Origin of the sequence: Microbispora sp. CA-102843 (assembly GCF_050936215.1) — a bacterium.
In the GTDB taxonomy this organism is placed as follows: domain Bacteria; phylum Actinomycetota; class Actinomycetes; order Streptosporangiales; family Streptosporangiaceae; genus Microbispora.
Genome location: NZ_JBNJNF010000001.1, coordinates 2651532 through 2664527, shown reverse-complemented (window position 1 = coordinate 2664527; position 12996 = coordinate 2651532). Strand labels below are relative to the sequence as shown.

General features: G+C 72.2%; 13 protein-coding genes. 4 read left to right on the top strand and 9 right to left on the bottom strand.

Annotated features, from left to right (window positions below; genetic code table 11):
* Positions 1–4: 4 nt before the first annotated feature.
* Positions 5–955 carry an NADP-dependent oxidoreductase gene (locus tag ACQEVJ_RS12550; protein ID WP_433100377.1) on the bottom strand — a complete coding sequence of 317 codons (951 nt, stop codon included), beginning with the start codon at positions 953–955 and terminating at the stop codon, positions 5–7.
* 120 nt (positions 956–1075) lie between these two features.
* Between ACQEVJ_RS12550 and ACQEVJ_RS12545 the strand changes: the two genes are divergently transcribed.
* Together ACQEVJ_RS12545 and ACQEVJ_RS12540 are read left to right on the top strand one after the other, a co-directional pair.
* Positions 1076–1291, top strand: a complete 216-nt coding sequence (locus tag ACQEVJ_RS12545; RefSeq protein WP_433100375.1) for a helix-turn-helix domain-containing protein — start codon at positions 1076–1078, stop codon at positions 1289–1291.
* A complete protein-coding gene (locus tag ACQEVJ_RS12540; protein WP_433100373.1) occupies positions 1292–1642 on the top strand; it encodes a hypothetical protein in 351 nt (116 codons plus the stop codon).
* A gap of 13 nt (positions 1643–1655) precedes the next feature.
* Here the strand turns inward: ACQEVJ_RS12540 and ACQEVJ_RS12535 are convergent, their stop codons facing one another.
* Both ACQEVJ_RS12535 and ACQEVJ_RS12530 read right to left on the bottom strand, forming a co-directional pair.
* Positions 1656–2927 carry a class I SAM-dependent RNA methyltransferase gene (locus ACQEVJ_RS12535; RefSeq protein WP_433100371.1) on the bottom strand — a complete coding sequence of 424 codons (1272 nt, stop codon included), beginning with the start codon at positions 2925–2927 and terminating at the stop codon, positions 1656–1658.
* A complete protein-coding gene (locus ACQEVJ_RS12530) occupies positions 2924–4966 on the bottom strand; it encodes an APC family permease (protein WP_433100369.1) in 2043 nt (680 codons plus the stop codon). The genes ACQEVJ_RS12535 and ACQEVJ_RS12530 overlap by 4 nt, the downstream gene beginning before the upstream one ends.
* 106 nt (positions 4967–5072) lie before the next feature.
* Between ACQEVJ_RS12530 and ACQEVJ_RS12525 the strand changes: the two genes are divergently transcribed.
* Positions 5073–5741, top strand: coding sequence for a potassium channel family protein (locus tag ACQEVJ_RS12525; RefSeq protein ID WP_433100367.1), 669 nt, complete (start codon positions 5073–5075; stop codon positions 5739–5741).
* A complete protein-coding gene (locus ACQEVJ_RS12520; RefSeq protein WP_433100365.1) occupies positions 5741–6409 on the top strand; it encodes a potassium channel family protein in 669 nt (222 codons plus the stop codon). Before ACQEVJ_RS12525 ends, ACQEVJ_RS12520 begins: the two co-directional genes overlap by 1 nt.
* Before the next feature lie 62 nt (positions 6410–6471).
* Here ACQEVJ_RS12520 and ACQEVJ_RS12515 read toward each other — a convergent pair whose 3' ends face one another.
* The 6 genes from ACQEVJ_RS12515 to valS all read right to left on the bottom strand — a co-directional run bounded on the left by ACQEVJ_RS12515 (position 6472) and on the right by valS (position 12963).
* Positions 6472–7140 carry a DUF3159 domain-containing protein gene (locus ACQEVJ_RS12515; RefSeq protein WP_433100363.1) on the bottom strand — a complete coding sequence of 223 codons (669 nt, stop codon included), beginning with the start codon at positions 7138–7140 and terminating at the stop codon, positions 6472–6474.
* A 16-nt stretch (positions 7141–7156) separates the two neighbouring features.
* On the bottom strand, positions 7157–7549 hold the full coding sequence (locus tag ACQEVJ_RS12510) for an OB-fold nucleic acid binding domain-containing protein (RefSeq protein ID WP_433100361.1): 393 nt from the start codon (positions 7547–7549) through the stop codon (positions 7157–7159).
* 174 nt (positions 7550–7723) lie between these two features.
* Positions 7724–8401, bottom strand: a complete 678-nt coding sequence (locus tag ACQEVJ_RS12505) for a DUF3710 domain-containing protein (protein WP_433100359.1) — start codon at positions 8399–8401, stop codon at positions 7724–7726.
* Between the two features lie 50 nt (positions 8402–8451).
* Positions 8452–8889 carry a dUTP diphosphatase gene (gene dut, locus ACQEVJ_RS12500; protein WP_433100357.1) on the bottom strand — a complete coding sequence of 146 codons (438 nt, stop codon included), beginning with the start codon at positions 8887–8889 and terminating at the stop codon, positions 8452–8454.
* Between the two features lie 49 nt (positions 8890–8938).
* Positions 8939–10210, bottom strand: a complete 1272-nt coding sequence (locus ACQEVJ_RS12495; protein WP_433100355.1) for an AI-2E family transporter — start codon at positions 10208–10210, stop codon at positions 8939–8941.
* Between the two features lie 197 nt (positions 10211–10407).
* A complete protein-coding gene (gene valS, locus ACQEVJ_RS12490) occupies positions 10408–12963 on the bottom strand; it encodes a valine--tRNA ligase (protein ID WP_433100353.1) in 2556 nt (851 codons plus the stop codon).
* Positions 12964–12996: the final 33 nt, after the last annotated feature.

Genomic DNA, 12996 nt, shown 5'->3' with positions numbered 1-12996 from the left:
CCCTTCAGTCGTGCTCGCCGTGAGCGGGGGGAGCCGCAAGGACGACCTTGCCCTGCCGTGGCCCTCGCGCGGCGGTCGCGTGCGCCTCGGCCGCCCGGTTCATGGAGAACACCGCCCGCACGGGAACGCGGAAGCGCCCTTCCTCCGCGAGTGCGGCGGCGAGGTCGAGACCGTGCCGTCCGTCCGGCTCGCCGCCGAGCTCACCGAGGGAGAGACCGACCCCGACCTCCGGGCCGCCGAAGTCCGCGATGGTGAGGACCGACGCCGGTGTACCGGTGATCGCGACGAGTTCGCGCAGGGAGCCTGCGCCGGCGACGTCCAGCGCCAGATCGATCCCTCCGGCCGCGAGAGCGCGGACGCGCTCGGCGAGGCCGGGCCCGTAGGCGACCGGGACCGCGCCGAGCCGGGCGATGAAGGTGTGGTTCTCCGGGCGGCCCGTGCCGATCACACGGGCGCCTCGGGCGACCGCCAGCTGGACGGCGACGCTGCCGACTCCGCCGGACGCGCCGTCGACCAGGAGCGTCGTCCCCGTGCGTACGCCGAGCCTGTCGAGCGCCCGGGTCGCGGTCTCGACGCTCGTGCCGGCGGCGCCGGCCTCCTCCCACGACATCGAGGGCGGCTTCGCGGCCCAGAACGCCAGCACGGCGAACTCGGCGGCGGCGCCGCCCAGCACCGAGACGTCGACGGCGCCGAAGACCTCGTCGCCGACGGCGAACCCGGTGACGTCCGCGCCGACCTCGTCGATCACCCCGGCGGCGTCGACGCCGGGGATGTGCGGCAGAGGGAGTCGTCCGGCCGACGGCGACGTGCCGGCGCGCAGCGCGAGGTCGACCGGTGCGACCCCGGCGGCCCTGACTCTGACGCGTACCTCGCCGGGACCCGCGTGAGGTTCGGGGAACCCCCCGACGGTGAGGACCTCGGGGGGACCGAACCGGTCGAACCGCACTGCCAACATTTCCGCATCCGGGAACATAATCACCCATCCGGCTGGTTTCGACTGGCCGTCGACCACGGTAGGCGGACGAACCGGAGCGGCTGTCTCCGATCGCCGGAAGTGAGAGGGGCGCGGACGACATTGACTCGGAAACCCCGGACGGACGCGGAGCACAACCGGCGGCGCATCGTGGCGGTCGCCCGTGCCGCGTTCGCCGCGGACGGGCTCGACCTGCCCGTGCACGAGATCGCCCGGCGTGCCGGCCTGGGCGTCGCGACCGTCTACCGGCACTTCCCGTCGCGACAGGACCTCGTCAGCGCCGTGCTCGCCGAGCAGGTGACCGTGTGCCGCGCGTAGATGCGCGCCGCCCTGGACGACCCCGACCCCTGGCGCGGGCTACGCGGAACCGTCCTCCGGTTCGCCGAACACCAGGTGCGGCACCGCGGGCTGAACGAAGCGCTGCTCGGTTCCCATCCGGCGGGCGCCGCGTTCGCCGGGCAGCGCCGGGCACAGGCCCGAGGGCTCGAGCAGCTCGTCGAGCGCGCCAGGAGCGCGGGCGGCGTCCGTCCCGAACTGTCGGTCGAGGACGTGCGGATCGGCCTGAGGGCCATCGCGTCATTCCGCGCCGGTTCGCCCGGGAGCGCGGCCGTGGCGGTCCGGAGGCTGGCGGACCTCCTGGTCGCCGGAATGTCCCGCCCCCACCCGTGAGGCGGCTCCGGGCTCAGTCCCTGACGAGCAACGCGACGCACTCCACGTGGTGGGTCATGGGGTACTGGTCGAAGGCCCGCAGGTCCTCCAGCCGGTAGCCCTTCTGCCCGAACCAGGCGACGTCCCTGGCCAGCGTGGCCGGGTCGCACGAGACGTACACCACGCGCGAGGCCTCCAGGCCGGCGACGCGCTCGACCACCGGACGGCCGAGACCCGCGCGCGGGGGGTCGGCCACCACCAGGTCGGCCCGTTCGATCCGCAGCCGGTCGAGCGCCTCCTCGACCCTGCCCCGCTCGACCTGCGCCTGCGGCAGGTCACGCAGGTTGAACCGGGCGTCCTGCGCCGCCTGGGACTCGGACTCGATGCCGAGCACGGCGCCCTCGGGGCCGACGGCCTCGGCGAGCCCGGCGGCGAACAGGCCGGCGCCGCAGTACAGGTCGAGCGCCCACTCCCCCGGCTCGGGCCGGCCGAAGTCGAGCACCGCGCCGAGCAGCGCCTCCGCCGCGCCCGGGTGGACCTGCCAGAAGCCGCTCGCGGTGACCCGGAAGTCCCGCTCGCCCACCCGCTCGGTCAGCGAGGCCCGGCCGCGCAGCGCGCGAGTGCCCCGCCTGCCCTCGTCGAGCAGCACCGCGGCGGCGTCCACGTCCGGGATGGCCGCGCGGCGGTGCGGGACGGGTTCGACGATCACGGCGCGGTCGCCGCCGGAGGCGGCCACCACCTCGACCGAGGCGGCCCCCGGCCAGGCGAGGCGTTCCGCGCCGACCTCCTCGACGGCGGGGTGCGCGATGAGGCACTCGGTGACGTGCTCGATCTCGTGCGACCGGTGCCGGCGCAGCCCGGCCGTGCCGTCCCGGTCCACGGCGAACCGCACGCGGGTGCGCCACCCGAGGCCGTCCTCCGCTCCCGGCACCTCCTCGACCACGACCTTGAGGTCGAGGCCCGCCAGGCGCTGGAACTGCTCGGCGACCACGTCGGCCTTGAGCCGGCGCTGCGCCTCCAGCGACGCGTGCTGCCAGTCGCAGCCGCCGCAGCGGCCGGGGCCGGCGAACGGGCAGGGCGGCGTGACCCGGTCGGGCGAGGGCTCCAGGATCTCGACCGCGTCGGCTCGCAGGAACCGCGCGGTCTCCTCGGTGACCTCGGCGACGACCCGCTCGCCGGGCAGGGCGTGCCGGACGAAGACCACCCGGCCCTCGTGCCTGGCCACACACCAGCCGCCGTTGGCGACGGCGTCCACCGTCAGTTCGAGCCGTGCGCCGTCCATGTCGGCCTCTTTCATATCGGTCATGCCTTGACCTGCGTGTCTTTCGGCGGTGGCTGGTAGGAGCGGCGGGAGGCGCCGGGAGCGGACGGCTCCCTGCGGCCCTTGAGGCGGTCGGAGGAGGCGAGCTGGAACGGCACGCTCGTGACCATGACCCCGGGCTTGAACAGCAGCCGCCCCTTGAGCCGCAGCGCGCTCTGGTTGTGCAGAAGGTGCTCCCACCAGCGGCCGACCACGTACTCGGGGATGTAGACCGTCACGACGTCGCGCGGCGAGCGCCGCCGCAGCGACTTCACGTAGTCGAGCACCGGGCCGGTGATCTCTCGGTAGGGCGAGTCGAGGATCTTCAGCGGCACCTCGATGCCGCGCCGGTCCCACTCCTCCCTGAGCCTGTTCGCCTCGTCGGCGTCCACGCTGACGGTCACGGCCTCCAGGCTCGACGGCCGGGTCGCCCTGGCGTACGCGAGCGCGCGGAGCGTCGGCTTGTGGATCTTCGAGACGAGCACGATCGCGTGGTTGCGGGCGGGCAGCAGCGACTCGTCGACCTCGTGCCCCTCCGGGGCGGCGAGCTCCGCGGCGACCCGGTCGTAGTGCCGCCTGATGCCCTTCATCATGAGGAAGAGCACCGGCATCGCGATGCAGACGATGTACGCGCCGTGCGTGAACTTGGTGGCGAGCACGACGACGAGCACGAGCCCGGTCATGACCGCGCCGAAGCCGTTGATCACCCGCGAGCGCATCATGTGGAAGCGCGCCCTCGCGTCGGTCTCGGTCCTCAGGTGACGGGTCCAGTGCCGGACCATGCCGATCTGGCTGAGGGTGAACGAGACGAACACGCCGACGATGTAGAGGTTGAGCAGCTTGCTCACGTCCGCGTCGAACGCCCAGATCAGCAGACAGGCACCGGCCGCGAGGATGACGATGCCGTTGCTGAACGCGAGGCGGTCGCCCCGGGTGTGGAGCTGACGCGGCAGATAACGGTCCTGGGCGAGGATCGAGCCGAGCACCGGGAAACCGTTGAACGCGGTGTTGGCGGCCAGGAACAGGATGAGGGCGGTCACCGCGGCGATCACGACGAACAGGAACGAGCCGTCGCCGAAGACGGCCGAGGCGACCTGCGCGATGATCGGCTGCTGGTAGTAGCCGGGCCCGGCCGGGTGCCCGTCGATGATGACGTCCCTGGCCACGGTCGCCGGGTCGGTCAGCTTCACGCCTGCCTTGAGGCCGAGGAAGATGATCCCGCTGAACATCGTGACCGCGATGAGGCCCATCATCAGCAGCGTCGTCGCGGCGTTCTTGCTCTTGGGCTTGCGGAAGGCCGGCACGCCGTTGCTGATCGCCTCGACGCCGGTCAGCGCGGCGCATCCCGACGAGAAGGCGCGCAGCACCAGGAACGCCATCGCGAATCCGGCGAGGTTGGCCTGCTCCCCGATGATGCGGTAGTCGGCGGTTGGGGCGCGCAGGTCGTCGCCGAGCACGACCAGCCGGAACAGGCCCCACCCGACCATGCCGATGACCGCGATCATGAAGGCGTAGGTGGGAACGGCGAACGCGACACCCGATTCCCGGATGCCACGCAGGTTCATGATCGTCAAAAGTGTGACGATGGCTATCGCCACCAATGGGCGGTGTTCGGCGACGAAGGGAATCGTCGCGCCCACGTAGTCGGCGCCGTTGGCGACCGACACCGCCACGGTCAGCACGTAGTCGACGAGCAGGGCGCTCGCGACGGTCAGTCCCGCGGTCGGTCCCAGGTTCGTCGTCGCCACCTCGTAGTCGCCGCCGCCGCTGGGATAGGCGTGCACGTTCTGACGGTAGGAGGCGACCACCGTGAGCATGACCAGGACGACGCCCGCCGCGACCCACGGGCTGACGCTGTAGAGGCCGACCCCGCCGATCGACAGGATGACCAGGATCTCCTGCGGCGCGTACGCAACCGAGGACAGCGCGTCACTGGCGAAGACCGGCAGTGCCACGCGCTTGGGCAGCAACTGGTGGTGGAGCTGGGTGCTCCGCAGAGCCCGCCCCACGAGGAGCCGCTTGACAAGATCTGGCACCTTCGACACGTCTGTTGAGCCTAGTCCCCCGGTGCCGTGCCCGGGTCATGCGGTGTGCGGCGCTGGCGACATACTGTCTGCATTAGGAGACCGCCACAACCCACGGCGGGGGAGCATGCATATTGTGATCATGGGATGCGGACGGGTCGGCTCGACCCTGGCGCACATCCTTGAGGACAACGGGCACTCGGTCGCCGTGATCGACCGCGATCCGCAGGCCTTCCGGCGGCTGCGGGCCGGCTTCCGGGGCCGCAGGGTCACCGGCATCGGCTTCGACCGCGACGTGCTCGAAGAGGCCGGCATCGCATCGGCCGCCGCCTTCGTCGCCGTGAGCAGCGGAGACAACTCCAACATCATCTCCGCCCGGGTCGCACGCGAGATGTTCGGCGTGGACAACGTCGTCGCCCGCATCTACGACCCCCGCCGGGCCGAGGTCTACCAGCGGCTCGGCATCCCCACCGTGGCGACGGTCCGCTGGACCGCCGACCAGATCCTGCGCCGGGTGCTGCCCGAGGGCGCCGAGCCCCTCTGGCGGGACCCGACCGGCACGGTCGTCCTCGCCGAGATGGCCTTTCACCAGGGCTGGATCGGCACCCGGGCCAGGGTGATCGAGGACGTCACCGGCGCGCGCGTGGCATTCGTCAACCGCATGGGCGAGGCGCTCGTGCCGAAGGACGCGACCGTCGTCCAGGAGGGCGACCTCCTGCACCTGGTCGCCGCCGAGAACGACATGGACCGCATCAACAAGGTGCTGTCCGCCCCGCCGTCCGACGAGGAGCACTGATGCGCGTCACCATCGCCGGCGCCGGAGCCGTCGGCCGCTCCATCGCGGCGGAGCTCCTGGAGAACGGCCACGAGGTCCTGCTCATCGACATCGACCCCCGCGCCATCAAGATCGACAGCGTGCCGCGGGCCGAGTGGCTGCTGGCCGACGCCTGCGAGATCTCCTCCCTGGACGAGGCCGGGCTGAACAGCTGCCAGGTCGTGATCGCCGCCTCCGGCGACGACAAGGTCAACCTCGTGGTCTCGCTGCTCGCCAAGACCGAGTACGGCGTGCCGCGGGTGGTCGCCCGGGTCAACCACCCCAAGAACGAGTGGCTGTTCAACGAGTCGTGGGGCGTGGACGTCGCCGTCTCCACCCCGCGCCTGCTGTCGGCCCTGGTCGAGGAGGCGGTCAGCGTCGGCGACCTGGTGCGCCTGATGACCTTCCGGCAGGGCCAGGCCAACCTCGTGGAGCTCACGCTGGCGGAGGACGCCCCTGTGGTGGGCCAGCGGGCGGGCTCGGTGCCCTGGCCGGTGGACGCCGCCCTCGTGGCGATCCTCCGTGAGGGCCGGGTGCTGGTCCCCTCGGCCGACGACCCCCTTGAGGCCGGCGACGAGCTGATGTTCGTGGCCAGCCAGGAGGTCGAGCAGGAGCTCACCGAGCTGCTGTCGGCCCACGAACGTCCCTGATCCGCTCACGACTCAGGCCCCGGGCACGCGCCCGGGGCCTGAGTCGTTCTCGCGTCTGTTCGTCAGACGGACGGCTGCGCCGGCGGCTCGATCGGGGTGCGGCCCCGGGCGAGCACCCACACCATCGCGGCGAGCCCCGCGACCTGCAGCGGCCAGCCCAGGGCGATCTTGGCCACGCCGAGGGCGGTCACCTGGTCGGCCCAGTAGAGCGGCAGCTGGACCACCACCCGCAGCAGGCAGGGCAGCATGAGCAGCCACGTGAGCCGCGAGCACAGCCGGACCAGCGCGGAGTCGTTGTGCCAGGCCGTCGGATCGCCGGTCACAGAGCCGATCAGGAAGCCCACGATCGGCCAGCGGACCACGATCGACAGCAGCATGCCAGCGGCGTAGGCCGCGTTGTAGAGGATCCCCGGCAGGAACACGTCCTTGGCGTCGCCGGTGCGGGCCGCGAAGAACGCGCCGATCCCGATGCCGACGAGGCTGTTGAGCACGAACTGCGGCGTCGTGCGCTGCGCGAGCCGCACCAGCAGGAGCACCACCGCCGAGGCGATGCCGACGATCAGCGAGGGCTTCAGCTCATTGGTGCCCATCCACGTGCCGGTGAAGGCGATCGTGGGCACCGCCGCCTCGACGATCCCGCGCCTGCCGCCCAGCGCCTTGCTCATCTGGGCGCGGACCGCCGCCTCGACGGTGGCGTGCGCCGCGGGGGCCGTCATGTCCGCTGTGCTCATACGGTCTCCTGAGAGATCAAGGGCCACCGGCCGGGCGTAGCTCGTAACGGGGGTTGAACATGACCTTGCGGCCGTCCTGGACGCTGACCAGCCCTTCGGCCCGCACCACCCGGCCCGGCTCGATGCCGGCGATCTTCCGGCGGCCGAGCCAGACCAGGTCGATCACGTCCGACCCGTCGTACAGCTCCGCCTCGAGGGCGGGCGCGCCGCCGCGCGGGCGGAGGGTCACGGTCCGCAGCGTGCCCGCCACGCACGTCCGCTGACGCTCACCGCACCGCGCGATGGGAGTGGCCCCCTGCTGCTCCAGGTCCTCCTGGAGCTCGGCGGCCTCCAACTCGGCCTGGCTGGTGGTCAGCCTTTGGAAGAAGCCCCGCAGTCCGCCGCGTCTGGCAGGCTCCGGCGTGCCCATCGGTCACTCACCCAGCTTCCTCGTTCGCGATCCCCTCCGGGGGATTCGTCGTCCTGGCTCCAGCCTAGGCCGGTCGTTTCCCCCCGCAGCATACGTGAGCCGCCCACAGGCCAGAAGGACGGTCGGGGCAGGGCTTGCCCCCCGTTCGGTCAACCGGCGCGTCCCGGCCGGGCGTCAGCGGATCTCGCTGATCTCCGGACCGCGCTCGAAGGGCCGGAGCTCCTCCCGCCGGGGCCCCTGCTGCTCCTCCATGGCCTGCCTGGCCTCGGCGGGCAGGCGGAGCTGGATCGCCTCCTTGGGCGGCATCGGCTCGTCACCGCGCACGACGACGATGCCGCGCACGACGTCCTCCAGGATCCGCGCCGCCTCCGGGTCGACCGCCGCCCTGCCGCTGATCACGGCACGGAGGAACCAGCGCGGCCCGTCGACGCCGACGTAGCGCACCGGCTGCCGTCCTTGCGCCTGGCCCTGCACGGGCACCTCGGCCGCGATCTCGGGGCCGAACGGGCCGTCCCTGTCCTCGGCCGAGCCTCCGGCGGCCACCACCTCACGGGCGAGTTCGGCCCGCACCTCGTCCCAGATCCCGCTCCGCTTGGGCGCGGCGAAGGCGTTCACCTGCAGGGCGCTCTCCTCGACCAGGACGATCACACCGTCGACCTGGTCGCCCGCCATGCTGAGCTGGATCTCGAATCCGGGACCGACGGGCAGGCGCAGGCCCCCCAGGTCCACCCGCTCGGCCTCCGGGTAGTCGTCATCGGCGTCCCAGGGGCCCGTCGTCCGCGCCGGGGCGGGGCTCCCCTCCCGCACGACGGCTGGTGCGGTCTCCTCCTCCGCGCGTCGCCGGCGTCGCATCACTTCTCTCACTCTCCTCGCTTCGTGGCCCGTTCCCGGGCTTCGCGGTGTCAGCTCCCCGTCGAGCCGAACCCGTTCGTGCCCCGTACGGAGCCGGGCAACCGGTCGACCTCGTAGAACGCCGCCCGTTCCACCCGCTGCACGACGAGCTGGGCGATGCGGTCGCCGCGCCGGAACCGTACCGCGTCCTTGGCGTCGGTGTTGATCACCGTCACCCTGATCTCGCCCCGGTAGCCGGCGTCGATCGTGCCCGGCGCGTTGACCAGCGTGACGCCGTGCCGGGCCGCCAGGCCCGAACGCGGATGGACGAAGGCGGCGTACCCGTCCGGCAGCGCGATGGCGACGCCGGTCCGCACGACCGCCCGCTCGCCGGGCAGCAGCTCGACGTCCTCCGCCGCGTACAGGTCGGCCCCGGCGTCGCCAGGATGCGCGTACGACGGGAGCGGAAGGTCCGGGTCGAGCCGGTGGATCAGGATCTCGACGCTCATCGGGCGGCCTCGATGTGTTCCCTGATTCGCTCGCTCATGGGGCAAGACCCTACCCGTTGCGCTGGGGGGACACCGCCTCTCCCGGTCCGGAGGACGGGCGTGCCGTCTCCGGCTCCTGCCCGCCCTGTCCGGAGGGGGCGGGCTGGGACGCGTGAGAGGGCGCGGGCTCCACGGCGCCGGGCTCCGGGTGCGGGGGCACGCCCTGGGATCCGGCCTCCGCTGCGCCGGGCGCACCGCCTTCGGCCGGTGGCTCGATGGCGGGCTGGCCGCGGCGCAGCTCGGGCAGCGCGCGGTAGATGACCGCCGTGAGCGGCACGGCCACCACGGCGCCCGCGATGCCGCCGAGCACGCCGCCCACCGCGAGGACGAGGATGATCGCCAGAGGGTGGAACTCCAGGGCCCGGCCCACGATGAGCGGCTGCAGCACGTGGTTCTCCAGCTGCTGCTCGACCACGAGGATGCCCACGAAGATCAGCGCGTACACCCAGCCCTGGGAGCCGAAGGTGACCAGCGTCGCGATGCCGCCCGCGAACAGGATGCCGACGATCGGGATGAAACTGGCCAGGAAGACCAGCACCGCGAGGGGCGCCCACAGCGGCACCCGCATTCCGGCGAGCACCACTCCGATCACGAGCCCGTGGATGGCCGCGACCGCGACCGTGCCGTGCACGTAGTGGGAGATCGTCGCCCAGGCGGCGCGGCCCGCCCGGTCCACGCGCGGCGCGGTGCCGCCGCCGAAGGCGCGCAGGAACCAGGACCAGATCCGTTCGCCGTCCTTCAGGAGGAAGAAGGTCACGAAGAGGATCAGCACGATGGAGGTGAGCACCTCGACGACCGCGGTGGCGCCGCTCAGCAGCGTGCTGGTGATCTGGCTGCGGTATTGGGTCACCTGGCTGCTGAGCTGGTCCACGAAGTCGGCGATCTGCGCCTCCTTCAGGTGGAGGGGGCCGTGCAGCAGCCAGTCCTGGACGTTGCGCACGGTGACCTGGATCTGCAGGACCAGCCGGGGGAACTCCTCGTTCGCCCGGACGCCGATCAGGAATCCGATGCCGACGATCAGCGCGAGGCCCAGCAGCATCGTGATCCACGTGGCGTAGATCGGCCGCAGCCCCGCGGCGCGCAGCCGCCGGGTCAGCGGGTGAAGGAGGGCCGCGAGCAGCAGCGCGACCACCACCGGCATGACGACGAAGCTGATCCTGCCGATGACCTGCCACAGGAAGTAGACCATCGCGCCGAGCAGCAGCAGCCGCCAGCTCCACGCGGCCAGCGTGGCCAGCGTCGGGGGAACCCTCTCCGTGGTACTGCGGTTAGACGGGATCACGGATCCAGCCTGGCATGTCGGCGGGCGGGACGCGCAGTCGTTTTACCCGCGTATGGTGGTCGTTTCGCCGCGACACCCCCGCCGGCCCCCGTCCGCGGGCCGTCGCCGTGCCGAAACGCCCGGGAACGCCCTGGAGCGTCCCAAAACGTCGCCGACCACCGCCGTCGCCACGAAAGCAACGGCGGCGGCCGTCGGCTTTACGCGTTCAGCTCGGCGACCGCGTCGAGCGGGCCGTCACCGGGTTCGAGGACGAACTCCTCGACGTTGCCGGCCGCGCACAGGTCGTCCTGGGCCTGCCGGACGAGGTCCGCCTGGTCTCCCGACACGGTCAGCCGGGCGACCTCGGCCCGCATCGACAGCCGCGCCTCGGACTTGGCCCGCCGCACCCGGCGGAGCACCTCCGCCACGGCGTCCAGCACCGCGGGGTCGCCCTGCCCCGCCTCGGGCAGCTCGTCCGGGGACGGCCAGCCCGCCCGGTGCACCGAGCCCTCCCGCCACCACGACCAGACCTCCTCGGTCACGAACGGCAGGAACGGCGCGAACAGCCGCAGCAGCACGCCGAGCGCCCGCCGCAGGGCGGCCACGGCCGAGGCGTCCCCGTCGTACGCGCGGGCCTTGACCAGCTCCACGTAGTCGTCGCAGAACGACCAGAAGAACCGCTCCGTCCGTTCCAGCGCCCGGGTGTAGTCGTACGACTCGAACGCCTCCGTGGCCTCGCCGACGACCGCCCGCAGTGCGGCCAGCATGGACAGGTCGACCGGCTCGGTGACCTCGCCGCGGCCCTCGGACCGGAAGCCGAGCACGAACTTCGACGCGTTGAGGATCTTGATGGCCAGCCGGCGGCCGATCTTGATCTGTCCGGTGTCGAACGCGGTGTCGGTGCCGGGACGCCCGTTCGCCGCCCAGTAGCGGACCGCGTCGGAGCCGTACTCCTCCAGCAGGCCCATGGGCGTGACCACGTTGCCCTTGGACTTCGACATCTTCTTGCGGTCGGGGTCAAGGATCCATCCGGAGATCGCCGCGTGCCGCCAGGGCAGCCCGCCGTGCTCCAGATGCGACCGCACGACCGTGGAGAACAGCCAGGTGCGGATGATCTCGTGGGCCTGGGGCCGCAGGTCCATCGGGAACACGCGGCGGAACAGGTCGTCGTCGCGCTCCCACCCGGCGGCGATCTGCGGGCTCAGCGAGGAGGTCGCCCAGGTGTCCATGACGTCGGGGTCGGCGGTGAAGCCGAGCGGCTTGCCCCGCTGGCCCTCGGAGAAGCCGGGCGGCACGTCGCTGGACGGGTCGACCGGCAGCGCCGACTCGGGCGGGACGATCGGCGCCTCGTAGATCGGCTCGCCGTCGGCGTCGAGCGGATACCAGACCGGGATCGGCACGCCGAAGAACCGCTGGCGCGAGATCAGCCAGTCGCCCGCCAGGCCCTCCACCCAGTTGTCGTACCTGACCCGCATGTGCGGCGGATGCCACTCCAGCTCCCGGCCGCGCTCCAGCAGCTCGGCGCGCAGCTTCGCGTCCCTGCCGCCGTTGCGGATGTACCACTGCCGGGTGGTGACGATCTCGAGGGGCCGGTCGCCCTTCTCGTAGAACTTCACCGGCCGCTGGACCTTGCGCGGATCGCCGTCCATGTGGCCGGACTCGCGCAGCATCTCCACGATGCGCTCGCGCGCGCTGTGCACCGTCTTGCCGGCCAGCTCGGCGTACGGCTCGGCGGGCACGCCGTGGGGCGGCTCGGGGAGCAGGCGGCCGTCCCAGCCGATCACCGGCCGGGTGGGCAGGTCGAGCTCGCGCCACCAGGTGACGTCGGTGACGTCGCCGAACGTGCAGATCATCGCGATGCCCGAACCCTTGTCGGGCTCGGCGAGGTGGTGGGCCACGACCGGCACCTCGACCCCGAAGACCGGGGTGCGGACGGTGGTGCCGAACAACGGCCGGTAGCGCTCGTCGTCGGGATGGGCGACCAGCGCCACGCACGCCGGGATCAGCTCGGGCCGGGTCGTCTCGATCCACACCATGCCCCCACCGCCGCCCCCACCGCCCTGGTCGCCCTCGCCGGACGTCCGCTCGAACCCGATGCGGTGGAAGGCGCCGGGCCACTCCCGGTCCTCCAGCTCGGCCTGGGCCACGGCCGTGCGGAACGTCACGTCCCACAGGGTCGGGGCCTCGGCGACGTACGCCTCGCCGCGGGCGAGGTTGCGCAGGAACGCGCGCTGGGATGCGGCCCGGGCATTGGCGTCGATGGTGGCGTAGGTCATCGACCAGTCCACCGACAGGCCGAGGCGCCGCCACAGCTCCTCGAACGCCTTCTCGTCCTCGGCGGTCAGCCGCTCGCACAGCTCGATGAAGTTGCGGCGCGAGATCGGCACCTGCCGCTTGGCGTCCGGCTTCTCCGGCGGCGTGAAGTCCGGGTCGTACGGTATGGAGGGATCGCAGCGCACGCCGAAGTGGTTCTGCACGCGGCGCTCGGTGGGCAGGCCGTTATCGTCCCACCCCATCGGGTAGAAAACCTCGCGCCCCCGCATCCGCTGGTAGCGGGCGATCGTGTCCGTGTGTGTGTAGGAGAAGACGTGCCCCACGTGAAGCGATCCGGACACGGTGGGCGGCGGGGTGTCGATGGAGTAGACCTCGTCCCTGCCCCGGGACCGGTCGAACCGGTAGGTGCCCTCGGCCTCCCAGCGCTCTACCCATACCGCCTCCAAGCCGTCGAGTGTTGGTTTCTCGGGCATGGCTGCGGGGAGTCGCTGTTCGGTCATGCCACCACATGGTATGGCGTGGACCGTCGCCCC